The 25,393-nt window shown below is 69.0% G+C and carries 26 protein-coding genes; 12 read left to right on the top strand and 14 right to left on the bottom strand.

Annotated elements, in window-relative coordinates:
- Positions 1-85 precede the first annotated feature (85 nt).
- On the top strand, positions 86-286 hold the full coding sequence (locus ELQ94_RS12995) for a hypothetical protein (protein WP_127050776.1): 201 nt from the start codon (positions 86-88) through the stop codon (positions 284-286).
- 155 nt (positions 287-441) lie between these two features.
- Here ELQ94_RS12995 and ELQ94_RS12990 read toward each other — a convergent pair whose 3' ends face one another.
- The 3 genes from ELQ94_RS12990 to ELQ94_RS12980 form a co-directional block, all read right to left on the bottom strand.
- On the bottom strand, positions 442-1,095 hold the full coding sequence (locus ELQ94_RS12990) for an SDR family NAD(P)-dependent oxidoreductase (protein ID WP_127050775.1): 654 nt from the start codon (positions 1,093-1,095) through the stop codon (positions 442-444).
- Between the two features lie 76 nt (positions 1,096-1,171).
- Positions 1,172-2,245, bottom strand: coding sequence for a redox-regulated ATPase YchF (gene ychF, locus ELQ94_RS12985; RefSeq protein WP_127050774.1), 1,074 nt, complete (start codon positions 2,243-2,245; stop codon positions 1,172-1,174).
- Between the two features lie 28 nt (positions 2,246-2,273).
- Positions 2,274-3,167, bottom strand: a complete 894-nt coding sequence (locus tag ELQ94_RS12980) for a DMT family transporter (RefSeq protein WP_127050773.1) — start codon at positions 3,165-3,167, stop codon at positions 2,274-2,276.
- Positions 3,168-3,471: 304 nt separating this feature from the next.
- Between ELQ94_RS12980 and ELQ94_RS12975 the strand changes: the two genes are divergently transcribed.
- Positions 3,472-4,827 carry an HNH endonuclease signature motif containing protein gene (locus ELQ94_RS12975; protein WP_166404782.1) on the top strand — a complete coding sequence of 452 codons (1,356 nt, stop codon included), beginning with the start codon at positions 3,472-3,474 and terminating at the stop codon, positions 4,825-4,827.
- A gap of 218 nt (positions 4,828-5,045) precedes the next feature.
- On the opposite strand, the gene ELQ94_RS12970 is transcribed toward ELQ94_RS12975, so the two are convergent.
- Entirely contained in the window at positions 5,046-6,005 is a 960-nt protein-coding gene (locus ELQ94_RS12970; protein ID WP_127050771.1) for a class I SAM-dependent methyltransferase, read from the bottom strand.
- Positions 6,006-6,440: 435 nt separating this feature from the next.
- Between ELQ94_RS12970 and ELQ94_RS12960 the strand changes: the two genes are divergently transcribed.
- A complete protein-coding gene (locus ELQ94_RS12960) occupies positions 6,441-8,102 on the top strand; it encodes a DNA recombination protein RmuC (protein WP_127050770.1) in 1,662 nt (553 codons plus the stop codon).
- Between the two features lie 35 nt (positions 8,103-8,137).
- Here ELQ94_RS12960 and glpX read toward each other — a convergent pair whose 3' ends face one another.
- A complete protein-coding gene (gene glpX / locus ELQ94_RS12955; protein ID WP_127050769.1) occupies positions 8,138-9,130 on the bottom strand; it encodes a class II fructose-bisphosphatase in 993 nt (330 codons plus the stop codon).
- 124 nt (positions 9,131-9,254) lie between these two features.
- On the opposite strand from glpX, the gene fbaA reads away from it, so the two are divergent.
- Positions 9,255-10,280 carry a class II fructose-bisphosphate aldolase gene (gene fbaA / locus ELQ94_RS12950; protein WP_127050768.1) on the top strand — a complete coding sequence of 342 codons (1,026 nt, stop codon included), beginning with the start codon at positions 9,255-9,257 and terminating at the stop codon, positions 10,278-10,280.
- Between the two features lie 124 nt (positions 10,281-10,404).
- Here the strand turns inward: fbaA and ELQ94_RS12945 are convergent, their stop codons facing one another.
- A complete protein-coding gene (locus ELQ94_RS12945) occupies positions 10,405-11,070 on the bottom strand; it encodes a DUF6264 family protein (protein ID WP_127050767.1) in 666 nt (221 codons plus the stop codon).
- Positions 11,071-11,167: 97 nt separating this feature from the next.
- Positions 11,168-12,208: a 4-hydroxy-3-methylbut-2-enyl diphosphate reductase gene (locus ELQ94_RS12940; protein ID WP_127050858.1), complete on the bottom strand. Its 1,041-nt coding sequence runs from the start codon at positions 12,206-12,208 to the stop codon at positions 11,168-11,170.
- Positions 12,209-12,340: 132 nt separating this feature from the next.
- Between ELQ94_RS12940 and xseA the strand changes: the two genes are divergently transcribed.
- The 5 genes from xseA (at position 12,341) to ELQ94_RS12915 (ending at position 16,806) form a co-directional block, all read left to right on the top strand.
- Positions 12,341-13,609 (top strand): exodeoxyribonuclease VII large subunit, encoded by a 1,269-nt coding sequence (xseA, locus tag ELQ94_RS12935; protein WP_127050766.1) that lies wholly within the window; start codon positions 12,341-12,343, stop codon positions 13,607-13,609.
- A 40-nt stretch (positions 13,610-13,649) separates the two neighbouring features.
- Entirely contained in the window at positions 13,650-13,919 is a 270-nt protein-coding gene (locus ELQ94_RS12930; protein ID WP_127050765.1) for an exodeoxyribonuclease VII small subunit, read from the top strand.
- Entirely contained in the window at positions 13,916-14,656 is a 741-nt protein-coding gene (locus tag ELQ94_RS12925) for a DUF4245 family protein (RefSeq protein ID WP_127050764.1), read from the top strand. The genes ELQ94_RS12930 and ELQ94_RS12925 overlap by 4 nt, the downstream gene beginning before the upstream one ends.
- Positions 14,653-15,300 carry a carbonic anhydrase gene (locus tag ELQ94_RS12920; RefSeq protein ID WP_279432493.1) on the top strand — a complete coding sequence of 216 codons (648 nt, stop codon included), beginning with the start codon at positions 14,653-14,655 and terminating at the stop codon, positions 15,298-15,300. The genes ELQ94_RS12925 and ELQ94_RS12920 overlap by 4 nt, the downstream gene beginning before the upstream one ends.
- Before the next feature lie 90 nt (positions 15,301-15,390).
- Entirely contained in the window at positions 15,391-16,806 is a 1,416-nt protein-coding gene (locus tag ELQ94_RS12915) for a class II fumarate hydratase (RefSeq protein WP_279432492.1), read from the top strand.
- Positions 16,807-16,966: 160 nt separating this feature from the next.
- Here the strand turns inward: ELQ94_RS12915 and ELQ94_RS12910 are convergent, their stop codons facing one another.
- From ELQ94_RS12910 to ELQ94_RS12890, 5 genes are all read right to left on the bottom strand, one after another.
- Positions 16,967-17,707 (bottom strand): aminoglycoside 3'-phosphotransferase, encoded by a 741-nt coding sequence (locus ELQ94_RS12910; RefSeq protein ID WP_127050761.1) that lies wholly within the window; start codon positions 17,705-17,707, stop codon positions 16,967-16,969.
- Between the two features lie 21 nt (positions 17,708-17,728).
- Positions 17,729-18,322 (bottom strand): prepilin peptidase, encoded by a 594-nt coding sequence (locus ELQ94_RS12905; RefSeq protein ID WP_127050760.1) that lies wholly within the window; start codon positions 18,320-18,322, stop codon positions 17,729-17,731.
- Positions 18,323-18,442: 120 nt separating this feature from the next.
- Positions 18,443-19,807: an RNA 5'-3' helicase PhoH2 gene (locus tag ELQ94_RS12900; RefSeq protein WP_424977340.1), complete on the bottom strand. Its 1,365-nt coding sequence runs from the start codon at positions 19,805-19,807 to the stop codon at positions 18,443-18,445.
- Between the two features lie 196 nt (positions 19,808-20,003).
- The gene (locus tag ELQ94_RS12895; protein WP_243697009.1) at positions 20,004-21,251 is read right to left on the bottom strand and encodes an aminotransferase class V-fold PLP-dependent enzyme; all 1,248 of its coding nucleotides are present in this window, start codon (positions 21,249-21,251) and stop codon (positions 20,004-20,006) included.
- A 14-nt stretch (positions 21,252-21,265) separates the two neighbouring features.
- Positions 21,266-22,090 carry an isoprenyl transferase gene (locus ELQ94_RS12890; protein ID WP_127050758.1) on the bottom strand — a complete coding sequence of 275 codons (825 nt, stop codon included), beginning with the start codon at positions 22,088-22,090 and terminating at the stop codon, positions 21,266-21,268.
- A 67-nt stretch (positions 22,091-22,157) separates the two neighbouring features.
- On the opposite strand from ELQ94_RS12890, the gene trhA reads away from it, so the two are divergent.
- A complete protein-coding gene (gene trhA / locus ELQ94_RS12885; RefSeq protein WP_127050757.1) occupies positions 22,158-22,916 on the top strand; it encodes a PAQR family membrane homeostasis protein TrhA in 759 nt (252 codons plus the stop codon).
- Positions 22,917-22,933: 17 nt separating this feature from the next.
- On the opposite strand, the gene ELQ94_RS12880 is transcribed toward trhA, so the two are convergent.
- Together ELQ94_RS12880 and mca are read right to left on the bottom strand one after the other, a co-directional pair.
- Positions 22,934-23,233, bottom strand: coding sequence for a hypothetical protein (locus ELQ94_RS12880; protein ID WP_127050756.1), 300 nt, complete (start codon positions 23,231-23,233; stop codon positions 22,934-22,936).
- Complete coding sequence (gene mca, locus ELQ94_RS12875; RefSeq protein ID WP_127050755.1) at positions 23,230-24,156, bottom strand: mycothiol conjugate amidase Mca; 927 nt, start codon at positions 24,154-24,156, stop codon at positions 23,230-23,232. The genes ELQ94_RS12880 and mca overlap by 4 nt, the downstream gene beginning before the upstream one ends.
- Positions 24,157-24,337: 181 nt before the next feature.
- On the opposite strand from mca, the gene ELQ94_RS12870 reads away from it, so the two are divergent.
- The gene (locus ELQ94_RS12870) at positions 24,338-24,796 is read left to right on the top strand and encodes a DUF4307 domain-containing protein (protein ID WP_127050754.1); all 459 of its coding nucleotides are present in this window, start codon (positions 24,338-24,340) and stop codon (positions 24,794-24,796) included.
- Between the two features lie 88 nt (positions 24,797-24,884).
- A complete protein-coding gene (gene greA, locus ELQ94_RS12865; protein WP_127050753.1) occupies positions 24,885-25,376 on the top strand; it encodes a transcription elongation factor GreA in 492 nt (163 codons plus the stop codon).
- Positions 25,377-25,393 lie beyond the last annotated feature (17 nt).

Here is a 25,393-nt window from a genome sequence, read left to right as displayed (position 1 = left end):
GATGAGGGCGACGTAGCCTGGCGGGACGCATCACCCAGGCCACACGCATCACGCGGGCCGAACGCATCACGAAGGAGCGATCGCCATGACAGAACAGGATTCCGCCCACACGCCGGACGACGAGACCGGAGCGAAGGCTCCCGTCAACGACAGCGAGGGCACCCCCAAGACCGACGGCGTCGGCAGCGACGAAGGAACGATCCCCAACCACCCGAACGGCATCGCCCTCGGCCACAGCGACGGGGCCTCGACCTTCGAACCCGAAGAGGACGAGCACGCCGAGTAGCCGCTCCGATCCACGACGAAAGCCCCCTGTCCGATGACGGACAGGGGGCTTTCGTGTCGGATCAGTGCTCCGCGCACAGGGTCAGGGGGTCACACGTCACGCGGAACTCCACCACTTGGCGCAGCTGAATGACCTCTGCATCACCTCGGCCGAACCTAGAACGCGGTACTGGGCAGATCCTTCTCGCCATCGAGGATCGCGGTGATGATCCGTGCGGCAACCCGGTCTGGATCCAGACCCGCTCCGAATCTCGGCGCCGACCCGGCGATCGGATGCTCGGACAGCTCGGTGCCCGTGTGGCCTGGGCGGGCGTCCAGGATTCGGATGCCCGCGCGGCGATACTCGCGCGCCGCTGCGACAACGAAGGCCGCGAGCCCAGCTTTCGACGCCGAGTATGCGGCCAGGCCGGCGACGGGCGCCTCAGCGACGACGCCGCTCAGGGTGACCACGAACGGCTCCCGGCCGTCATGTGCCGAGGCTGCGAGGTAGGCCTGGCTCTGGGTGATGAGCTGGATCGCACTGGTCGTGTTCACAGCGAACAGTTCGTTCACCGTGGCGGGTTCGAGCTCGGAAGCTGCACCGAAGGCGACGACCCCGGACGCAACCACGAGCCCGTCGAGCCGTCCGTACTGCGCATTCGTGGCATCCAGCACCTCCCGAATCACAGAGGGTGCCCGGAGATCGTGCCCTGCGGACTTTGACGCCCGGGCCACAATGGCGCCGTTACTCTCCAGCTGATCGGCGATCCGTGAGCCGAGCCCGCCAGTGGCGCCGACGACCAGAACGACCGCACCCTGAAGATTCGTCATGGGCTGATCTTAAAGCGCATGAACAGAGACCGCCCCATATGCCGAAGCAGATGGGGCAGTCTTCACACTCATCGAGCTACACGTTGAAGCGGAACTCCACGACATCGCCGTCCTGCATCGTGTAGTCCTTGCCCTCCATGCGGGCCTTGCCCTTGGAACGGGCCTCGGCAACGGAGCCGGTCTCGACGAGGTCGTCGAACGAGATGACCTCGGCCTTGATGAAGCCCTTCTCGAAGTCGGTGTGAATCACGCCGGCGGCCTGAGGCGCCTTGGCGCCCTTCGGAATCGTCCAGGCGCGGGACTCCTTCGGGCCGGCGGTCAGGTAGGTCTGGAGGCCCAGGGTCTCGAAGCCGACGCGCGCGAGCTGGTCGAGGCCCGACTCCTCCTGGCCGGTCGACGCGAGCAGCTCGGCGGCGTCCTCGGGATCGAGGTCGATGAGCTCGGATTCGATCTTCGCGTCGAGGAAAACGGCGTCCGCGGGCGCGACGAGAGCGGCGAGCTCCGCCATGCGCTCCGGGTTCGTGAGCACGGACTCGTCGACGTTGAAGACGAAGATGAACGGCTTCGCGGTGAGCAGGCCGAGCTCGCGGAGCGCGGCGAGGTCGAGCGTCGTGCCGGACAGGAGCGTGCCCTGCTGGAGCGCCTCGATCGCGGCCTTCGCGGTCTCGAGCACGGAGGGATCCAGCTTGCGGCCCTTGACCTCCTTCTCGTACCGCGTCGCGGCCTTCTCGAGCGTCTGGAGGTCGGCGAGCATGAGCTCGGCGCCGATCGTCTCGAGGTCCGACTTGGGGTCGACGGCGCCGTCCACGTGAACGACGTCCGAGTCGACGAATCCGCGCACGACCTGGGCGATCGCGTCGGCCTCACGGATGTTGGCCAGGAACTGGTTGCCGAGCCCCTCGCCCTCGCTCGCGCCGCGGACGATGCCCGCGATGTCGACGAAGCTCACCGTGGCCGGCAGGATGCGCTCGCTGCCGAAGATGCCCGCGAGCACCTCGAGCCGGGGATCCGGCAGGTTGACGACCCCCACGTTCGGTTCGATCGTCGCGAACGGATAGTTCGCAGCGAGCACGTCGTTCTTGGTCAGCGCGTTGAAAAGCGTCGACTTGCCGACGTTGGGGAGACCGACGATTCCGATAGTAAGAGCCACGAGGGTCCATCGTAGTTGCCCGCGCTCCTCACCGTCCGCCAGTGAGCGGTTCCGGTGTCCGGCGGCTCCGGGAGGTGATCGTCACTCCGAGCACGACGAGCAGCCCTCCGAGCACCGTCGGCCATCCGAGCGCGACGCCGATCGCGAGGCCCAGGATGGCCGTGAAGACCGGCAGCAGGTTGAGGTAGACCCCGGCCGTGCTCGCCCCGACCTTCTTCACCGAGACGTTCCAGAGGACGAGCGACAGCACCGACGGGAAGACCGCGATGTAGAGCAGGCCGCTGATCGCGGCCCCATCGAGGGAGACATCGCCGAGCTGCGGGATGGCGATCGGGGCGAGCACGATCGTCGTGAGGCTTGCTTGCACCGCCGACGCCGTGACCGGTCCCGTGGTCAGTCGGCGCCCGAGGATCGTGTAGCCCGTCCACACCACCACGGCCCCGAGCATCCACACGTGTCCCTCGTTGACATCCGCGCGGAGCAGCGATGCCGGATCGCCGCCGCTGATGACGATCAGGACCCCGACGAGGGACACGAGGATCCCGAGGCTGCGTCGCCACCCGACCCGCTCCCGTGCGAGCAGTCCCGCGACGACCGCGATGATGGCCGGGTTGATGGCTCCGACGACGCTCGCGTCCGCCGGGGTCGTGTGTCGGAGCGCCTCGTAGCTGAAGATGCAGAAGCAGACGAGCCCGAGTCCCGCGAGCAGCAGGTGCATCGGCCACTCGCGGAGGGCCTCCCGCCAGCGCGGTCTCTCGACGATCACCGCGAGCAGGATGAGGATGGGTGCTGCGGCCGCCCAGCGCAGCGCGGTCATGAGGAACGGCGAGAGCTGCTCGACGACGACGCTGCCGAACAGGAAGTTCCCGGCCCAGAACAGGTTCGCGAGCACGAGGAAGACGGGGAACCGGGCCGTACGCACGACGTCAGGCTATCGCCTGCCGGAACGCGTCCGATCGGTGCGAGCCGGCCGGAGGCGGACGGATTCCGCCCCGCCCTGGACCGCGTCCGGCCCCGGTCTCAATGTCGGTGGTGGGTGATTGAGTGTGGGTATGCATCGGGGGATGCTCGCGGGGGCGAGCGAGACACAGTCGGCGGCACGTCGAGTGCTCGATGGCGCCTCCGGGAGGGCACCTGAGGGGCCCGGTAGCGGCGAAAGGGCGTCGCTGGAGACCGCGTCGCTGGCGACTGCGCCCTCCGAGTCGGCCCCGCTCGAGCTCGCGCCCGTGACCGTGCCCGTCGACGCCTCATCGATCGAGACCGCCTCCGTCGACGAACTCCTCCGCCGTCTCCTCGACACGGACCGCGAGGCCTCGGCGATCCACGCCCGCCGCACACGGCTGCTCGCCGAGCTCGACACGCGGGCGACGGCGGTGGGAGCGGCCCACGTCGTGATCGATCCGCGCGCCGTGCGCGGCGCCCCCCCGTCAGAATCGCGCGAAGCGGCTCTCCGCGACGAGCTCGGGGCCCGACTCATCGTCGCCGAACTCGCGGTCGCGAGCCGACAGAGCGAGTCGACCATCCGCGCTCAGCTCGACGAGGCGGCTCGTCTCGCGCGGCTCCCGGCCGCCCTCGTCGCTCTCGACGAGGGCCTCCTGTCCCCCGCCCACGCTCGCGCCCTCGCCGACGGGGTGTCCGACATCCCCGGGGTAACCATTCCGCAGTTCGAGGAGTCGGTCCTTCCCTCCGCTCTCCGCGGCACGCCGGCTCAGGTCCGCCGCCGGGCTCGCGCCGTGCGCGAACGTCTGCACCCCCTGTCGATCGAGATCCGCGCGGCCCGACGGCGCGCCGAACGGCGCCTCGTCTTCGAGGCCGATCGTGACGGCATGGCCTGGCTGCACCTCCACCTGCCGTGCGCCGATGCCCGCGGCGCTTTCGAGCGCATCGATTCCGGCGCACGCTCCTTGGCAGCTGAGCCCGGTGAGTCGCGGAGCATCGGACAGATCCGCGCCGACGTCGCCGCCGACCTGCTGCTGCACGGCGACGTCGCCGAATCAGACGGCTCCGAGAAGGGTTCGACCACCGCGAGCGGGGTCGAATCGCGAGTATCACATCCTGCCGCCGGCACCCGCCTCTCGGATCGACGCGGACGGTATGCGGGCTTCCGGCCGACGGTCCGCGTGACGGTTCCCGTCCTCACGCTGCTGGGACGGTCGGATGAGCCCGCGGTCCTCGACGGGTACGGCCCGATCCCCACGGCCATGGCCGAGGACCTGGCGGCGGAGGCGCCGTCCTTCATCCGGATCCTGACGCATCCGGAGACGGGCACGGTGCTCTCCGTGGGTCGCACGTCGTATGCCGTCCCCGCCGACCTCAGACGCCTCGTCCAGCTCCGAGACGTGCGATGCCGCTTCCCCGGCTGCGAGCGCGGTGCGAACCGATGCGACATCGACCACACCCGCTCGTGGGAGCAGGGCGGCACCACGTCGCACGACAATCTCGCGTGCCTCTGCCGATCCCATCACCGCCTCAAGCATCAGAGCACCTGGCAGGTGTCGAGACCCCCGGGACCGTCTGGCGATCTGGTGTGGACGAGCCCGCTCGGCCGGACCGTGTCGGACGTACCGGATCCACCCTTCTGACACGCGGTCCATCGAGTCGACGAGAAACGATCGGGAAAAGACGAGGGCCGCTCGGAACCGCGGGTCGGGTCGGGTCGGGTCGGGTCGGGTCGGTCGGTCGGACGGACGGACCACGGTACCCGAACTGACGGAGGTGCCTGAGCAGCCCGGCGTACCCGAACGTGCTGTCCTTACGCGCGTCGTCAGTCCACCGTGGGCCGATTATCCGCCGAGCGTCGTCAGTGCGCCGTGCGTGTGCGGAAGACCTCGGTGACGTAGGCCATCTGGACCGTCCCGTCGCTCGACGCGTCGTCGACCAGTCGCGAGATGTCGCGGATCATCTCGCGTCGCCGTTGCTCGTCAGCGGTGAGGAACCAGCTCCGAGAACGGACGAGATCGAGGACCTGCTCCCGGGTCATCGACCTCGACCAGGGGAACGCCGCGCGCTCGAACGCCCCGAACTGCGCCCCGACGACGGGGTCCTCCCCCAAATCCCGGAACGACCTCTCCGATCCGGCGATCTCACCGAACCGACGGAGCCACTCCACGCCCTCGTCGCGGATGTTCCAGACGAGGGACAGCGTCCCACCGGGCACGAGGACTCGGGCGGCCTCGGCGCTCGCCGCGATCGGATCGACCCAGTGCCAGGCCTGTGCGACGGTCACGACATCGACCGATGCGTCATCGAGAGGGAGGTCCTCGGCACCCGCCACCACAGGCCGTACTCCCGGTGCACGGCGCGCCAACACGTCGAGCATCTGCGGCGACGGATCCACCGCGACGACGTCGAGCCCACGATCAGCCAAGGCCTTCGTGAGCTTGCCCGTGCCCGCCCCGAGATCGAGGACACGGCGCGCGCCCTCCGGCAACATCCAGGCGACGGCTTCCGCGGGGTAGTCGGGGCGCGACGCGTCGTAGATCTCGGCCGCACCGTCGAAAGAACGCGCCGATCGCGCGTGTCGATCGACGGGCTCGTCGCCGGACAGGGGCTGGTCCCTGAGCTCGGAGTGGTCTCCGGACTCGGAATGGTCTCCGGACTCGGAATGGTTGCCGGACAGGGACTCGGGCTGCCTGCCGGACACGGACTCGGACCGGGTGTCGGACACGGTCGGGCTGTCGGACACGGACGGGCTGTCGGACACGGACGGGCTGTCGTCACCGACTGCGGACTGATCACCGGACTCGATCCGTCGCGTCATGTCGGTCCTCCTTCCTGTGCGTGTGTGCCTGTGCCTGTGCCTGTAACGGTGCCTGTAACGGTGCCTTTGCCTGTGCCTGTGCCTGTGCCTGTGCCTGTGCCTGTGCCTGTGCCTGTAACGGTGCCTGTGCCTGTAACGGTGCCTGTGCCTGTAACGGTGCCTGTGCCTGTGCCTGTGCCTGTGCCTGTAACGGTGCCTGTGCCTGTGCCTGTGCCTGTGCCTGTGCCTGTGCCTGTAACGGTGCCTGTGCCTGTAACGGTGCCTGTGCCTGTGCCTGTGCCTGTGCCTGTGCCTGTAACGGTGCCTGTGCCTGTGCCTGTAACGGTGCCTGTGCCTGTGCCTATGCCTGTATCTCGCACTGATGGGCTTGGCGCCCGGACTGTGCTGCCGCGGGTCTCCCGGCCGGTGTCGGTGGTGTGCCGCACACTCGATTCTATGGACCCGATCCTGCTTCTCATCGCGATTCTGGCTCTCGTCGCGGGCGCCGCCATCGGCTTCGTCCTCGGCGGCGCGGCGGCTCGTGCGCGACCTTCCGCCGACCCGTCGTCCGCCGATCCCGCCCTGCTCGAAGCACGGGCGGAGGCCTCTGCCGCGACGCTTCGAGCCGAGGAGGTCGCGCGACGATCGGTGCTCGAAGCGGAACTCGCCGCCATGTCGGCGGCCCTCGACGGAGTGCGCGAGCAGCTCGACGCCGAACGCTCGGAACGGGCAGCCCGCGAACTCCGGGAACGCAACGAGCGCCGCGTCCTCGAGGCCCTCGCTCCCGTCCGGGACTCCCTCCAGACCATGCAGCGCACGGTCGCGGATCTGGAGCAGCAGCGCAGCGAGCAACTCGGATCCCTCGCCGAACAGCTCGCGGCCTCGCGCCAGTCCGACGAGCACCTCCGCGCAACGACGGAGTCCCTCGCGAGCGCGCTCCGCTCGAACAGCACGCGCGGCGTGTGGGGAGAGACCCAGTTGCGCCGGGTCGTCGAGGTCGCAGGTCTCACCCAGCACGTCGACTTCGATCTGCAGCACAGCATCACGACGGACGGCGGCTCGTTCCGCCCCGACATGGTCGTGAGACTCCCCGGCGGCGCGGCGATCGCCGTGGACGCGAAGGTGCCCCTCGAGCACTTCCTCACGGCGTCGAGCATCCCGGTGACCGCCACGGGTGAGGAAGCGGCGAGGCGGAGTTCCCTCATCGATCGACACGTGCGGGCGGTGCGATCGCACGTCGACGCCCTGTCGAAGAAGGCGTATTGGCAGGGCTTCACGTCGAGCCCCGAGTTCGTCGTCGCGTTCGTACCGAGCGAATCACTGCTCTCCGCCGCCCTCGAAGCCGACCCGAGCCTGCTCGACTACGCGTTCGGGAAACGCGTCGCCCTCGCCTCCCCCGTCACGCTCTGGTCGGTCCTCAAGACCGTCGCCTCGGCGTGGCAGCAGCACGCCGTGACCGACGAGGCGAAGCGGCTCCTCGAGCTCGGGTCGCTGCTCTACGACCGACTCGGCACCCTCGCCGGCCACGCCGACGGGCTGCGCCGTTCGCTCGAACGCACCGTAGACAGCTACAACCGATTCGCCAACTCCCTCGAGACGCGTGTGCTCGTGACCGCCCGGCAGTTCCCGGGTATCGACGAGACCAAGCTGATCGAGGTGCCGCAGACCATCACGCAGGCGCCCCGCAAGCTGACGGCTGCGGAATTCGAGAGCGGTGCGACCGATGCGGACTCGGTCGAGGAAAGCCAGACTGGGGAAGACGCTGCCCAGGACGCTGCCGCCCAGGAGCCCGCTGCCCAGGACGCTGCCGCCCAGGAGCCCGCTGCCCAGGACGCTGCTGCCCACAACCCCGCCGCACAGAACGCCGCCGCACAGAACCCCACCGCACAGGAGCCCGCCGCACAGGACACTCCTCTCGAGAGCGGCCAGGACGCGGCCAGCCCCGCGGTCGAGGACCTCGATCGGACCCACGAGGGGTCCGTCGCGCAGCGCGCAGAGTTCGACGGGCGTGAGGACCTGGAGCGTCGCATCGACGCGACTGGGCCTGCGGTCGACGGCCCCTACCCGGATATCGACGACGCGGTCGACGAATTGTCGAGTCGCGGCCACCAGGCCTGAGGCAGGGTCACCGCGGCTGCCTCATCCCCGTGGGTCTAGAGCCAGCGCTCACGCAGGTGGTCCGCCTGGATGCGGCGCACGGTGCCGGAGTGGCTGCGGAAGATGATGCTCGACGTACTGACGATGGGGCCGTTGGTCGACACCCCGTCCACGAGTTCGCCGTCGGTCACACCGGTGGCGACGAACAGGGTGTTGTCGCCCGAGACCAGTTCGTCGGCGGAGTAGACGTAGTCGAACTTCAGTCCGGCGGCGAGGCCGGCGGCCCGCTCCTGCTCCGTGAGAGGGGCGAGTCGGCCCTGGATGAGGCCTCCGAGCGCTTTGATCGCACACGCGGTCGCGACGCCCTCTGGGCTTCCTCCCGTGCCGATGCACATGTCGACGCGGTGAGTCGACTGGGCCGCGTTGATGCCGCCGGCGACGTCGCCGTCGAGTAGCAGGCGCGTGTGCGCTCCGGCGGCGCGGATCTCCTCGATCAGGCCCTCGTGGCGCGGCCGGTCGAGCACGGCGACGCGGATGTCCCCGACGGGCTTCCCCTTGGCCTTCGCGAGCTCGCGGATGTTGTCGCCGACCGACTGGTCGAGGTGCACGACGCCGTGGCCCTCCGGACCCGTCACGATCTTGTCCATGTAGAACACGCTCGACGCGTCGAGCATCGTGCCGCGATCGGAGACCGCGATCATCGAGATGGCGTTCGGGCGTCCCGTCGCCGTGAGGGAGGTGCCGTCGATCGGGTCCACGGCGATGTCGCAGGACGGACCGGAACCGTTGCCCACGCGCTCCCCGTTGAAGAGCATGGGCGCCTCGTCCTTCTCGCCCTCGCCGATGACGACGACACCGTCGAAGTTGACGGTTCCGAGGAAGGTGCGCATCGCGTCGACGGCCGCACCGTCGGCGCCGAGCTTGTCACCGCGCCCGATGAACGGGACGGCGCGGATGGCCGCCGCCTCCGTGGCCCGGACGATCTCGAGACCGAGGTTCCGGTCCGGGTGCGAGGCGTATGAGGCGGTGTCGTTCTGGAGCGTGGGCATGGGTCCTCCCGGGGAGCGTTGATCGGCGTGAGCAGTCGAAGCGGGCGGCGGGTACCCGTCATCGAGCTTACCCGGCCACATCAGTAGACTCGACCCACACCCGTTCGACCGCTAAGGAGCCGTCATGCCCATCGCCACCCCGGAGCAGTACGCCGAGATGCTCGATCGAGCGAAGTCCACCGGCTTCGCCTACCCGGCCTTCAACGTCTCGAGCTCGCAGACGATCAACGCCGTCCTGCAGGGCCTCACCGAGGCCGGATCGGACGGGATCATCCAGGTCACGACGGGAGGCGCCGACTACTTCGCCGGTCACACCGTCAAGAACCGTGCGGCGGGAGCCCTGGCCTTCGCGGCCTTCGCGCACGAGGTCGCGAAGAACTACCCCATCACGGTCGCTCTCCACACGGACCACTGCCCCAAGGACGCTCTCGACGGCTTCGTCATGCCGCTCATCGCCGCATCCGAGGAGCGAGTGAAGGATGGCGGGAACCCGATCTTCCAGTCGCACATGTGGGACGGTTCCGCCGTACCTCTCGATGAGAACCTCGAGATCGCGAAAGAGATCCTCCCCCGCATCAAGGCCATCAACGCCATTCTCGAGGTCGAGATCGGCGTCGTCGGCGGCGAAGAGGACGGCGTGAGCCACGACATCAACGAGCACCTCTACACGACGCTCGACGACGCGATCGCGACCGTCGAGGCGCTCGGCCTCGGCGACGAGGGTCGCTACATGGCCGCCCTCACCTTCGGCAACGTGCACGGCGTCTACAAGCCCGGCAACGTCAAGCTCAAGCCGGAGCTGCTCGGCGAGATCCAGGCCGGCCTCGCCGCCAAGTACGGCACGGATTCCAAGCCGCTCGACCTCGTCTTCCACGGCGGCTCGGGTTCGACCGACGAGGAGATCTCCACCGCGGTCGCGAACGGCGTCATCAAGATGAACATCGACACCGACACCCAGTACGCCTACACGCGCGCGGTCGCCGGTCACATGTTCTCCAACTGGGACTCCGTGCTCAAGATCGACGGCGAAGTCGGAAACAAGAAGCTGTACGACCCCCGCGCCTGGGGCAAGGTCGCCGAGACCGCCATGGCGGCTCGCGTCACGGATGCCACCCGTCAGCTCGGCTCCTACGGCCAGTCGCAGAGCTGATTCGAGACTCCGAGACCGAGACACAGCGACTCCGAGACACACGACTCTGAGACACAGCGACTCCGAGACACACGAAAGCCCCGGCCTCGGCCGGGGCTTTCGTCGTTCAGTGGGTGGCGATCTCTCAGGACGCCGCCCCGGACATCTGCTGGATGTACTGGAAGACGGCAGGATCGATCATCATCGCTCCACCCACGCAGACGAGCACGACGATGATCGAGATCAGTCCCGTCACGAGGGGGATCCACCAGCTGATGCGTCCCGCGTTGACGCGACGCTGGACGAGGACGAGCGTGAGGATCCAGAGCCCGACGCTCACGACGAGCGCGGCGATACCGAGGACACGCGCAGTCCCCACCGGGCCGTAGGGATCGAGGTCGTCGGCGGCGAAGAACTGGGTGATCGCGGCCGGGAGATCGATGAGCGCCGAGGACGTCGTGAGGATGTTGAAGAGCCCCAGGCCGAGCAACGCCCAGCTGGCGAACCGATCCGACGGCGCGCGAACCGCGGTGCCCGTCGACGACTCCTTCTGATCGGCGAGGGTCGGCTCGGCGTCACGATCCGCCTTGGCCGCCGCCTTCGCAGCCGCCTTCCCGTCGGCCTTCTCGCGTGCCGTCGCATCGGCCTCGACGACGGGGACGGACTCCGAGGCGGCCACATCGAGCGGCACGGCGATCGCCGCCCGCTGTTCCTCCGGCGTCGCGAGCTCGCCGAACTGCGGTCGCGGACGGGCCGTCGGCGTCGTCGGGGCGGACGGTGCGGGAGGAGTCGTGTTGCTGTGGTCGGTCATGAGAGGTGCCTTCCGGCCTGGGAGTGAGCATCGCGTGCCTCACTGTGGTCGGTGGGGAGGGGGTCGGTGGCTAGGGGGCCGGTGGCGCGGAGGCGGATCACGAGGAGCGGCGCCCTCCCATGGCCCGCGCGTCCTGCTGGCCGGAGCGATCCGTCCGGAGTTCCTTCGGCAGCGAGAAGACGAGGTCCTCCTCGGCCGTGGTGACCTCTTCGACGTCCGCGAACCCGGCCTCGGCCAGGTCCGCGAGGAGGTCGCGGACGAGCACCTCGGGCACGGACGCCCCGCTCGTGACGCCGACGGTCTCGACGCCCTCGAACCACTCGGGCAGCACCTCGCTCGCGAAATCGACGCGATAGGCGGCCCTCGCCCCGTATTCGAGGGCTACTTCGACGAGGCGCACGGAGTTCGAGGAGTTCGCCGACCCCACGACGATGACGAGATCCGAGCGGTCGGCGATCTTCTTGATGGCGACCTGGCGGTTCTGGGTGGCGTAGCAGATGTCGTCGGAGGGCGGGTCCGCGAGGGCCGGGAAGCGTTCCCGCAACCGGCGTACCGTCTCCATCGTCTCGTCCACGCTCAGCGTGGTCTGCGAGAGCCACACGACCCGCTCGGGGTCGGCGACCTCGACGGTGTCGGCGGCCTCCGGGGAGGTCACGAGGGTCACGTGATCGGGCGCCTCGCCCGCCGTGCCCTCGACCTCTTCGTGTCCCTCGTGCCCGATGAGCAGGATCTGGTAGTCGTCGCGAGCGAATCGCACGGCCTCGCGGTGGACCTTCGTCACGAGAGGGCAGGTCGCGTCGATCGCCTGCAGTCCGCGGTCGGCGGCAGCCGACACCACGGCGGGCGACACTCCATGGGCGCTGAAGACGACGTGAGCGCCCTCGGGCACCTCGTCGACCTCCTCTACGAAGATCGCACCCTTGGCCTCGAGGGACGTCACGACGTGCACATTGTGCACGATCTGCTTGCGCACGTAGACGGGAGAACCGTAGCGTTCGATGGCCTTCTCGACGGCGATGACGGCGCGATCCACACCCGCGCAGTATCCACGGGGGGCGGCGAGGAGGACCCGGCCGGCACCCACCGTCGCGGTATCCTTGAGCCGGCCGCGCGGGCTCGGCACGCGTGGGGTGGGCAGTCCGATGGAAGTGACGGTCACGATCCGATTCTACGGTGGTGCACCCTGTGTAGCGGTGGTGCGCCCAGGGTTTCAGCGGTGGCGCGCCCCCAGTCCTACCTGGGCGGGGTGCGAGAGAGGCAGTGGAGACGGATGAGCGAATCGCGCACGCCACGGTTCCCCGGAGGGGACGGCACGACGGAGCGCGGGCCGGCGACGGCTGAGTCGCCGTGGCCCGTCGCGCTCCTCGGCGCCAAGCTGCGCGACTACATCGACCGTCTCGGCACCATCTGGGTGGAGGGGCAGATCACGCAGTGGGGCGTCTCGGGCGGCAACGTCTACGGCAAGCTCAAGGACCTCGACGCCGACGCGACCGTCGGATTCACGGTCTGGTCGTCGGTGCGCGCTAAGATCCCCGCCGACCTGAAGCAAGGCGACCACGTCCTCGTGCTCATGAAGGCGAACTACTGGATCAAGGGCGGCAGCCTCACGATGCAGGTGCTCGCGATGAAGCACGTCGGGCTCGGTGACCTCCTCGAACGCCTCGAGCGCCTGCGCGCCCAGCTCGCCTCCGAGGGCCTCTTCGACGCCTCACGCAAGAAGACGGTGCCCTTCCTCCCCCACTGCATCGGGCTCGTCACCGGGAAGGACTCGGACGCGGAGAAGGACGTTCTCCGGAACGCCCAGTTGCGCTGGCCGCAGGTCGAGTTCCGCGTCGCCCACGCCGCGGTCCAGGGAGACCGGGCCGTCGGCGAGGTCGTCGCCGCCATCGAGCGCCTCGACGCGGATCCCGAGGTCGACGTCATCATCGTCGCCCGCGGCGGCGGCGACTTCCAGAACCTCCTCGCCTTCAGCGACGAGAAGGTCGTCCGCGCGGCCGCGGCCGCGACGACCCCCCTCGTCTCGGCGATCGGCCACGAAGCGGACCGGCCCCTCCTCGACGAGGTCGCCGACCTCCGCGCATCGACCCCCACCGACGCCGCCAAACGGGTCGTCCCGGACGTCACCGAGCAGTCGGCGCTCGTCTCCCAGCTCCGCAGCCGCATCACCGTGCGACTGAGCTCCATCCTCTCCACGGAGACCCACCGACTCGAGGGCCTGCGCTCGCGACCGGCGCTCGCAGAGCCCTCCTGGATCATCGACCAGCGCGCGCAAGACCTCACCCGCTACGTGTCCCGGGGGGTCGACCTCGCGGAGCGCGCGATCGAACGCCAGGAGCGGCTGGTCGCCGAGTCGACCTCGCGGTTGCGCGCCCTCTCTCCTCAGCGCACCCTCGCGCGTGGGTACACGATCACGCAGACGGAGGACGGGGCGATCGTGCGCACGGCGGCCGACGCGGCCGACGGAGAGGTGCTCCGCCTCACGACGTCAGACGGAGCGCTCGGCGCCGTCTCCACCGGGCCCGAGCGCAGCGAACGATGACGCCGGTACCCCGGCGAACACCAGACCAGCCCTCGATAGAATGGACACCATGACCACGCCCTCTGACGCCTCCTCCCGGGGGGACGACGTCTCCTCTCTGAGCTACGAGGACGCTCGCGACGAGCTCGTGCGGGTGGTCTCCGAACTCGAACAGGGCGCGCCGACGCTCGAGCAGTCGCTCGCCCTGTGGGAACGCGGAGAGGCGCTCGCGCGACGCTGCGAGGAGTGGCTGATCGGGGCCAAGAAGCGACTCGAAGCCGCTCGCTCCTCTGCCGCGACGTCCCCGGCCCCATCGTCGGACGGCGCATGAGCCAGGACCCGCGGGGCGCTCGCCGCCCACCACGCGGTCGGGTCGTCGCGGAACTCGGTCGCCCCGAGACCCCGGAGGAGACGGCTGCTCGCAAGGCCGAGAACTCCCGCAACTACCGCGCGCGCAAGACCATCAACAACCTCGTCTACTCCCTGCTCGCGACGGTCGGTGTCGTCGTCCTCATCGTTCTCGTCGTGCCGCGGTCGGACCAGCCTCTCGACCGCGCGGTCGACTGGCGGGCCGTCACACAGGAGGCGCAGCAGACGCGCGAGGAGACCCTCGTGGACCCGGAGCTGCCCGCGGGGTGGACGAGCAACTACGCGGAGATCCGCTCGACGGGCACCGGCGGGGTCACCTCCTGGAACCTCGGCTTCGTCACTCCGAGCGACGACGCCGCGAACAGCGAGTTCGTCGGAGTGACGCAGGGCTTCGACGCCGACCCCACGTGGCTCGCCGTCCAGCTCAACCGCTCCGCCGCCTCCTCCGTCGTCACGATCGGCGGTCTCGAGTGGACCGTCTACGACAACCGCGAGGACACCGACGGCGTGGGGAACGTGCACTACGCGCTCGCCACCGAGGCCGGTTCGAGCACCGTCGCCGTGTTCGGCACGGCCACGATGGAGGACATCACCCTCGTCGCGGAGGCCATCGCACCGCAGGTCGCCGACAACGCGGCCGCCGCCCCGGCGGACGACACGGCTCCCGACGGCACGACAACGGAAGACGGAGGCGAATGATGCCCACGAAACGACCCGGCAAGGCCTGGCAGGAGATGAAGCGGGGCAACGCGCGATTCGTCGCCGGCGAACCGCGCCACCCCCGACAGGACGTCGAGCGACGGAACGAGCTCGCCCACCACCAGCTCCCGGATGCCGCCCTCTTCGGGTGCGCCGATTCACGACTCGCCGCCGAGATCATCTTCGACAAGGGTCTCGGCGACCTCTTCGTGGTGCGCAACGCCGGCCAGGTCATCTCGGACTCCGTCGTCGGTTCACTCGAGTACGCCGTGGGTGTGCTCGGGGTCCCCCTCATCGTCGTGCTCGGACACGACGAGTGCGGGGCGGTCCGCGCCGCGATCGATTCGCGCGCGGCCGACGCCACTCCCCTGCCTCCTCACATCGACGGCATCATCCAGCAGATCGTGCCGGCCGTCACACGCGTGGCGGGCGACGATCCCGTCGATCCGGACGGCGTCGACGCCGCCCTCGTGGGCAAGGAGCACTTGCGGGACACCGTCTCTGGGCTCCTCGAACGGTCTGTCATGATTGCAGAGGCGATCGCCGCGGGAACGCTCGCGATCGTCGGAGCCAACTACAAACTCACCGAGGGCACGGTCATTCCCGACGTCGTCGTCGGGAAGGTCGATCCACCCGAGGCGTAGCCGGACCGCGCCCGTCGCGCCCGACGTACCGTCCACCGACGCACGATCCACCGACGCACTGAAGCGTCACCGATGTCACAAGGAGTCAGCGTGTCCCTTTCGTCCCCCTCGTCCTCAGCCGGAGACGTCCGCATCGAGCACGACACGATGGGCGAGGTGAGGGTGCCGGCCGCGGCGCTCTACGCCGCCCAGACGCAGCGCGCCGTCGAGAACTTCCCGATCTCGGGGACTCCCCTCGAGTCGAACCAGATCGCGGCTCTCGCCCGCATCAAGAAGGCCGCGGCTCGCGCCAACGCCGACCTGGGCGTCCTCCCCCAGGACATCGCCGACGCGATCGGCGTCGCAGCCGACGAGGTCATCACGGGCCGGCACGACGCCGAATTCCCGATCGACGTCTACCAGACGGGGTCCGGCACGTCGTCGAACATGAACATGAACGAGGTCCTCGCGACCCTCGCGTCGCGTCACCTCGGCGCACCGGTGCACCCCAATGACCATGTGAACTGCTCACAGTCGTCGAACGACGTGTTCCCGACGTCCGTCCACATCGCCGTCACGAGCGCCCTCATCGACGACCTCATCCCGTCGCTCGACCACCTCGCCGTCGCCCTCGAGGCCAAGGCCGAGGCGTGGAAGGAAGCCGTCAAGCCCGGCCGCACCCACCTCATGGACGCGACGCCCGTCACGCTCGGCCAGGAGTTCGGCGGGTACGCCCGCCAGGTGCGGCTCGGCATCGAGCGCGTGCGGACGGCCCTCCCCCGCGTCGCCGAGGTGCCCCTCGGAGGCACCGCCGTGGGAACGGGCATCAACACGCCCGCCGGCTTCCCCCAGCGCGTCATCGCCCTCCTCGTGGAGGACACCGAGCTCCCGATCACCGAAGCGGCCGACCACTTCGAGGCGCAAGCCAATCGCGACGGTCTCGTCGAGGCCTCCGGGGCCCTCCGGACCATCGCCGTGAGCCTCACGAAGATCTGCAACGACCTCCGCTGGATGGGGTCGGGGCCCAACACCGGGCTCGGCGAGCTCCACATCCCCGACCTCCAGCCGGGATCCTCGATCATGCCAGGCAAGGTCAATCCCGTGATCCCCGAGGCGGTCCTCCAGGTGTGCTCGCGCGTCGTCGGAAACGACGCGGCGATCGCGTGGGGCGGGGCCTCCGGCTCGTTCGAGCTCAACGTGCAGATCCCGCTCATGGGGACGGCGCTGCTCGAGTCGATCCGGCTCCTCAGCAACGCCACCCGGGTACTGGCCGACAAGACCATCGACGGTCTCGAGGCGAACCTCGACCGCGCAGCCGCCCTGGCCGGGATGTCACCGTCGATCGTCACCCCCCTCAACAAGGTGATCGGCTACGAGCAGGCCGCGAAGATCGCGAAGCACTCGGTAGCCAAAGGCATCACGGTACGCGAGGCCGTCGTCGACCTCGGCTACGTGGAGCGCGGCGAGGTCACCGAGGAGCAGCTCGACGCGGCCCTCGACCTGCTGTCGATGACCCACCCGGGCTGAGAGTAGAACGGACGGAGAAGGGCGGGCCCGTGCGGGCCCGCCCCTTCCTTGTCCTCATCGTTCGCGCGTCACGTCGCGTTCCAGAAGGCGCGGTAGTACCCGACGCGTTCCCGGTCGGGCTCGATCATGATTCCTCGATTCGAGAGCGGCCTGTCGCCCGTCACGTCGCGTTCCAGAGGGCGCGGTAGTACCCGACGCGTTCCCGGTCGGGCTCGATGCCGTAGCCCTCGAAGTACAGGTGGTCGAAGCCCGGTCCGTAGTTCCACTCGAGGCTCATCGATCCCACGGCGAGGTCGGCCCAGCGGTCCGCGAGGCCGAGGGCGCCGAGGTCCACGAAACCGGCGGGCGCGCCCACGTCGTCGAGCAGCGTGTTGGGGACGCAGGGGTCGCCGTGGCACACGACGAGTCGATCGATCGGCGGGGCGCTGCGAAGCGCCTCCGGGACGACGACGCCTCGCGACTCCGCCTCGGCGATGCGGGTGTCGACCTGCCAGGAGAACGGGCACGATGCCACGGGGAGCGCGTCGTGGAGCTGTCGGAGTGCCTCTCCGCACGCCCGAGCGGCCGTCTCGGGCCGCGCGATCCAATCCGGCACGACGGCGGAACGGCCCGCGATCGACGAGGTCACGAGAATCACGCCGCCATCCGCGTCGAGCACGTCGAGTTCGAGCACACGTGGGACGGTGATCCACGGCGCGGCCCAACGCAGCGTCGACGCCTCGCGCCGAAACAGATCGCGGTAAGAAGCTGGGCCCCACTTCACATGGACACCCGACGAGCTCTCTCCCACGCGGAAGGTCAACCCGCCGTCCGCGTTCTCCCACACCGGCACCACGGGCGAATCGCCCGCCCGCCGGCGGACCGAGGCTGGAACGTGAGCAGTGGGAGGAGGAATGGTCATCGATCGACGATAACGCGTGGGTCAGCGCGAGAGGACGAGCGCTGTCCAGAAGCCGACCAGCAGGAACGGGCCGAACGGGATGCTGCGCTGACGCGATCGGACGTGCACCACGAGTGCCGCGACCCCACCCGCGCCGAACGCGACGAGCGCGGCGACGATCACCGCATCGACGCGGACGAGCGCGAGAACCGTCGCGACGGCGATCGCGAGCTTGACGTCGCCCATGCCCATCCCTCCCCCGACGCTGAGGATCCCGAAGAAGAGGGCCGCCACCACGACGGTCGCGATCGGAGCGACGGGCCACGCGCCCTCGCCGACACCGAGAGCGACGAGACCCCCGAGCGCGAGACACCCGATCGGAAGCACGAGCGCGTTCGGGAGCCTTCGCTCGGCGACGTCGACGCGCCACAACACCGGTGTCGCGACGGCGAGCGCGAGGCCCGATACGGTCGCCGGTCCGATCCCCACCGCGACGACGAGGAGGACGGCGAGGGCGGCGCCGACGGCGAGGTCGGTCCGTTCCCACAGCCACACCCGCCAGCCGAGCGACCACGGGTGTGACTGCGACGTGCTGTGGGCGGACGCGAGTCGCCGATCGGTCTCGGGGGCGGGCATCCGGCGATGGTAGCCGTGCGATGACCGACCGTGTGGGCGTTCTCCACATGGGAGAACGGCCCCGCCCGTCGGGACGGGGCCGTTCTGTGTGTCACGTCGGGAGTTGCCGATCGCCGTCCGCTAGGCGAGCTCGGTGGACTCCAGCAGTTCGGCCACGAGCCCGGCGATGGCGCTGCGCTCCGAGCGCGTGAGCGTGATGTGCCCGAAGAGCCGGTGGCCCTTGAGCGTCTCGATCACCGACGCGACGCCGTCGTGCCGGCCCACGCGCAGGTTGTCGCGCTGGGCGACGTCGTGGGTCAGGACGACGCGAGAGTTCTGCCCGATGCGCGAGAGCACCGTGAGCAGCACGTTCCGCTCGAGCGACTGCGCCTCGTCGACGATCACGAAGGCGTCGTGCAGCGAGCGGCCGCGGATGTGCGTGAGCGGGAGGACTTCGATGATGCCCCGCTCGACGACCTCGTCGAGGACGTTCTGAGAGACCACCGAGCCGAGCGTGTCGAAGACCGCCTGGCCCCACGGGTTCATCTTCTCGCCCTGGTCGCCCGGCAGGTAGCCGAGCTCCTGGCCGCCCACGGCGTAGAGCGGACGGAACACCATGATCTTCCGGTGCTGCCGCCGCTCGAGCACGGCCTCGAGACCGGCGCAGAGGGCGAGCGCGGACTTCCCCGTTCCTGCTCGACCTCCCAACGACACGATCCCGATCTCCGGGTCGAGCAGCATGTCGATCGCGAGCCGCTGCTCCGCGGACCGCCCGTGGAGCCCGAAGACGTCGCGGTCTCCGCGCACGAGCGTGAACTCACGTTTGCCCGAGACGCGACCGAGGGCGGAGCCGCGCTCCGAGTGGATGACGAGCCCCGTATTGAGCGGCAGCGACTCCACCTCGTTGGAGAGCGCGATCTCGCTCTCCCAGAGGTCGGACATCTGGTCGGCCGTGAGGTGCACGTCGGCGAGACCCGTCCAGCCCGACTCGACGGCCTGCTCCGCGCGGTACTCCTCCGCGGCGAGGCCGATCGACGCGGCCTTGACCCGCAGCGGCATGTCCTTCGACACGACGGTGACAGCGAGACCGTCGTTCGCCAGGTTGAGGGCGACCGCGAGGATGCGGGAGTCGTTGTCGCCGAGCTGCAGACCACTCGGCAGCACCGACATGTTCGAGTGGTTGAGCTCGACGCGGAGCGTTCCCCCGTCTGGCCCTGTCGGGACGGGGAAGTCGAGCCGCTCGTGCTCGATGCGGAGGTCGTCGAGCAGGCGGAGGGCCTGCCGCGCGAAGTAACCGATCTCCGGGTCGTGTCGTTTCCCTTCGAGCTCGCCGATGACGACGACGGGGATCACCACCGAATGCTCGGCGAATCGGAACAGCGCGCGCGGATCGGACAGGAGAACCGAGGTATCGAGCACATACGTGCGTTCGGCCTGGTCCGGTCTGCGACCGGCCCCCGATCGCGCGCTGGCCTTCTTCTCCGGAGTCCGTCCGCCGGCTGTCACCGTGGAGGTATTGATCGTGGTCACGAGCACTCCCACCCCGAGCATCGCTCGGAATCTCTCGACGAGCGGCCACGGAGTGGTTGCGAATCGAACTTACGTGGCCGACTCGATCAGGCGCGATACCTGATACCTCGGAGGCTACGGCTCCGCGCGACCCAGTGGAACGCCGACACGCGTATTCGAGGTTTCGCCGACGTTAACAGTTCGTGCCGGTGAGGCGACCGCGGGACGACGGGGCCGCTGAGGAACCGACGGTCGCGGCCGAGATGAGGGCGTCGCGGAACAGACCGAGGGTCTCGGACGTCGTACCGGCGTGCACGCTCACACGGAGCCGACCCTGCCTCGTCGTCACGGTCACGCCGTGATTATGCAGGGCGGCTCCGATCGCTCCGAGCTCGCCGGCGGAGGGTTCCAGCACCACGATCCCCGCGCGTTCGTGCTCGGCCCGGGGCGACACGACGGGCAGCGCGAGCTCGTCCGCGATGTCGATCACCTGGGCGGCACGTTCCGCGATGGCCGACGCGATGACGGGCACGCCGGTCGCGTCGATCTCTTCGAGCGACGCGGCGAGGCGCGCGAGCGCGAGCAGGTCGGGGTTCGACAGCGTGAAGGCTGCGATCGAGCCGGCGGGCTCAGGGACCACATCCCACGGCTCCCTCTCAGCGGTTCCGGTGAATCCGGACAGGACGGGACTCAGCTGCTCGAGCGCACGATCGCCCATGGCGAGGAAACCCGTGCCCCAGCCGGAGCGCAACCACTTCTGTCCGCCTCCGGAGATCACGTCCGCGACGTCGTAGCGCGCATCGACGACGCCGAAGCCCTGGATGGCGTCGACGACGAGGAGACGGTCGCCGATGACGCGACGGATCCCCTCGAGATCCGCGACGTAACCCGTGCGCGGGTCGACGAGGCTCACGGCCACCGCCGTCACGTCGTCGTCGAGCGCCGCCTCGACCGCGTCCGGCGTGACGTGACCGGACACGCCCGTCGCGTCGGAATCGAGCCAGCGCGGTGTCATCGCGCCGAGAGCGTCCGCGGCCCGCTGCGCGGCGACCGGGAGGCTCGGGAACTCGGCCGGCGAGAGCAGCAGGGTGCCGGAGAGACCGAACATGACGTGCACGAGCCCGTGGCTCGTGGTCGGCTGCGGGACGATCTGGTCAGGACGGAAGCCGCTCACGGCGGAGAGACCGGAACGCACGCGATCGGAGGCCGTCGCGAGAGAGTCCAACGCACCGTGGCGGAAACGACCGAGCGCTTCCTGCGCGGCCGAGGCCTCGGCCAGGACGGCTGCGGAGAGCGGACCGACCTTCGCGAAATCGAGATACCCGGGGTCCTCGGTGAAGCCCGCTGCGAAGGCGGACTCGGCGGTGCCCATCGAGGGAGCCGTCGCGCCCTCGATACCCTCAACACCCTCGATGGCCTCGACGGTCGTGTCGTCGTTCATGGATTCCTTCACCGTCATCCGCCGAAGCGGCGATGCCGCCTGGCGTAGTCGCGGAGCGCGCGGAGGAAATCCACCTCGCGCATGTCGGGGCCGAGCGCCTCCATGAAGTAGAACTCGCTGTGGGCGCTCTGCCACAGCATGAAGTCGCTCAATCGCTGCTCCCCCGACGTTCGGATGACCAGGTCGGGGTCCGGCTGGCCGCCCGTGTAGAGGTGCTCACCGATCAGATCGGGGGTGAGGAGCTCGGCGAGCTCGTCGAGGCTCCCGCCCTCCAGGTGGTGCTTCCGGACGATGGTCCGCATCGCGTCCACGATCTCGTGCCGCCCGCCGTAGCCGACGGCCAGATTGACGTGCAGGCCCGTGCGATCGGACGTCCGTGCCTGTGCCGCAGAGAGAGCCCCGGTCAGCGGGACGGGGAGCCGGGCGGAGTCGCCGACGTGCTGGACGCGCCAGTTGCGGAAGTGGGAGACGTCCTCGGCGAGTTCGGCGATGATCTCGAGCAGCTCGCTGAGTTCTGCCGGTGGGCGATTGTGCAGATTGTCGCTCGAGAGCAGATACAGCGTCACGACGCCGATGCCGAGGTCGTCGCACCAGGTGAGGAATTCGCGCATCTTCGCGGCGCCCGCGCGATGCCCGTGAGCGGCGGTGTCGTAGCCGAGCAGCTTGGCCCAACGCCTGTTGCCGTCGATGATCATGGCGACGTGGTGAGGGAGGGACTCGGGGCGTAGGCCCCGCCGCAGTCTCTTCTCGTAGAGCCGATAGAGCACTCCACGGCCCAACGGTTCGTTCCACCCAGTCACAGAGCTACGGTAGTGCACTCGAACCGGTGGAACCCACATCGCTCCACCACTGTGAGCAAAGCCCCGGAGGTTCGATCGACCCAGCCGAGGCGGCTATTCTGGCCCGATGGCCCCCCAGTACGACGACGACCACGCTGCGGACCGAGCGGTCGCCTCCGACGATGCGCACGGCCCCGATCTCCCCAACATCCCCCTCCTCGATGCCGAGACGGCCGGTCCCGGCGACGCACGCCCCACGTGGCGCGGGTGGATCCACGCCGGCACCTTCCCCATCGCGATCGTCGCAGGGATCGTGCTCGTCGTGCTCGCGCAGGGCACGACCGCGAAGTGGGCCTCGGCCGTCTTCGCGATGTCGTCGCTCATGCTCTTCGGGATGTCGGCGCTCTACCACCGCTTCGACTGGTCCCCTCGCGCGAAGATCCTGCTCAAGCGATTCGACCACTCGAACATCTTCCTGCTCATCGCGGGCAGCTACACGCCCATCGCGCTCCTCGCGCTACCGCCGTCGAAGGGCGTCATCCTGCTCGTGGCGGTGTGGACGGGCGCGCTCATCGGCATCGGCTTCCGCGTGTTCTGGATCGGAGCACCGCGCTGGCTCTATGTGGCCCTCTACATCGCCCTCGGATGGGCGGCGATGGCCTACATCGTCGACATCTTCCAGGCGAGCCCCGTCACGATGACCCTCGTGATCGTCGGAGGGCTCCTCTACACGGGTGGCGCCGTGATGTACGCGCTCAAGCGCCCGAATCCGTGGCCGGGGCACTTCGGCTTCCACGAGCTCTTCCACGTCTGCACGGTGCTCGCGTTCCTGTGCCACTGGACGGCGATCCTCCTTCTCGCGATCGCACCGGTGTACAACGCCTGACCGGGAACGAGCCGCGGCTACGGCTGCTCTCGCTGCGCGCCGTCTTCGCTGTCGCTCGAATCCTCACGGGGATCCTCGGCTACGCCTTCGCCCGACTCGCGCTCTTCGGCGTCGAGGTCCTCGTTGATCTGGGCGCGGTAGTTGACCCGACGCACGCGACGCACCATGTCGACGATCAGGAGGATGACGAGCAGCGCGACGGCGAACGTCACGACGAATCCCACGACTCCCGGCGTCACCCGGTCCGTATCGAGTTCCGTCGGGTTCGGTGTGGGGGTGACCTCGGCGAGGTAGGCGCCGAGCGTTCGGAAGGTCATGCGGTGTCCTCGTTCGTGTGGAGGGGTCGGTGAGCGGAGTCGCGGGTGTCGAGAGAGTCGTCGGTGTCCTCGATACCCTCGAAGAGGTCGTCCTCGCGATCGCGGGTGGGCACGGTGCTGTGCGCGAGTTCGAAGTCCTCGAACGGCCAGGCGCGCCGCTGGAGATCGTTCGACCAGAAGAAGAACCGCGAGTCCGGGGCGATCTGGCAGGCGTGGGCGCGCAGGGCGTCGTCGCGCTTCGTGAAGAAATCGGCCACGGGGATGTGAGCCGTGGCCCGATCGGGCCGGTCCTTGACCCAGCTCAGCATCTCGGCGAGCTCCTCGGCGAGCGGCGACTCGGGCTCCTCGGCGAGCAGCATGTCGACGTTGGCCTTCGTCCGCGGGTAGTTGAAGATCTGGTCGTAGTAGACCTTCGAGATCTGCCACGGCTCCCCCGCGTTGGGATACGCGTCGGCCGATGCCGCCTTCTCGAAGGCGAACATCGAGATCACGTGACAGCGGATGTGGTCCGGATGCGGGTAGCCGCCGTTCTCGTCGTACGTCGTCATGACGTGGGGACGGAACTCCCGGATCACACGCACGAGGGCCTCCCCGGAGATCTCGACGGGGATCGACGCGAAGGAGTTCGCCGGCAAGGAGCCGTCCTCGGACGGCATGCCCGAGTCGTAGTAGCCGAGCCAGCGATGCTGCACGTCGAGCACCGCGGCGGCGTCCGCCATCTCCTGCCGTCGCAGTCCCGGCAGGTCCCTCTCGGCCATCGACATGCGCTCCAGCTGGGGGTTGAGGATGTCGCCGCGCTCTCCGCCCGTGAGACTGACCACGAGGACCTCGATCCCCCGGGCACGGTAGGCGGCCGTCGTCGCCGCCCCCTTCGAACTCTCGTCGTCCGGGTGGGCGTGCACCGCGAGCAGTCGCAACGTCATGATCGGCTCCGCATCATCAGGTGTCGGTCCCTCCGCCGACCCCGCGAAGGCCCCTCCCGGGGTCGATTCGAGGGGTCTCGCAGCGGTCGTACAGGGAAGTCGGGTGGCCGGAACGGGTACCCTGTAAGTAAGAGTAATCGCTGCGGAGGACCGCTCGGCGACAGCAGACGAGGACGGCGGGATGACCGACACGCAGACGCCACGGACCGCCGCCGAGCAGACTCGGCCCGCCTCCGAGACGTCGCCGCGACCCGACCTCGAGTCGCGCTACGGACGCGGGACCCGGTCGAGGATGCTCGAGAAGCGCATCCTCTGGATCCTCGGCGGCATCATCGCGATCGTGTTCGCCGCATGGGTCGTCCTCGTCGCTTTCGACGGCACGAGCGCCACCCTCGAGACCCGCGACGTCGCGCACGAGATCATCGACGAGCACTCCGTCCGGGTCTCCTTCTCCCTCAATGTCGCACCCGGCACCGCCACGGCGTGCGCCGTGCAGGCCCTCAACGAGGACCACGCCATCGTGGGGTGGAAGGTCATCGAGGTGCCCCCGTCCACCGACCGCAACCGCGTCATCACCGAGACCGTACTGACCAGTCAGCAGAGCAACACCGGTTTGATTTACAGCTGCTGGCTGACTTAAGATGCTCTGAACACGCGATCCGCAGGCGGATCGTCCACCACGCCCTGGCCCCGCGGTCAGGGCGTCTGTTTTCGCATCGGAGCTTGTCATGGTTGATTCGACGAACGTATCCTTCCTCACTCAGGATGCCTACGACCGCCTCGTGGCGGAACTCGAACACCTGTCGACCGCGGGTCGTGAGGAGATCACGAAGCGGATCGAGCTGGCCAGGGAAGAGGGGGACCTGAAGGAGAACGGCGGCTACCACGCCGCCAAGGACGAGCAGGGCAAGCAGGAGGCCCGCATCCGCACCCTTCAGAACATCCTCAAGGAAGCCAAGGTCGGCGAGGCCCCCACCTCGAACGGCGTCGTCGTCCCGGGCACCGTCATCACGGCGGACGTCGCGGGCGGCGAAGAGGTGTTCCTGCTCGGCAGCCGCGAGATCGCGAGCGGCTCGGAGCTCGACGTCTACAGCGAGCAGAGCCCGCTCGGCGAGGCCATCCAGGGCCTCAAGGTGGGCGAGTCCACCTCCTACACGGCGCCCAACGGCAAGGAGATCACCGTGGCCATCAAGGCCGTGGAGACCTACAACGGGCAGTAGCACCTCGGTCAGGACGG

Source organism: Labedella endophytica (assembly GCF_003990045.1).
Lineage (GTDB): Bacteria > Actinomycetota > Actinomycetes > Actinomycetales > Microbacteriaceae > Labedella > Labedella endophytica.
The sequence above is the reverse complement of the archived record's forward strand: the minus strand, read 5'-3'. Positions and strand labels throughout refer to the sequence as shown.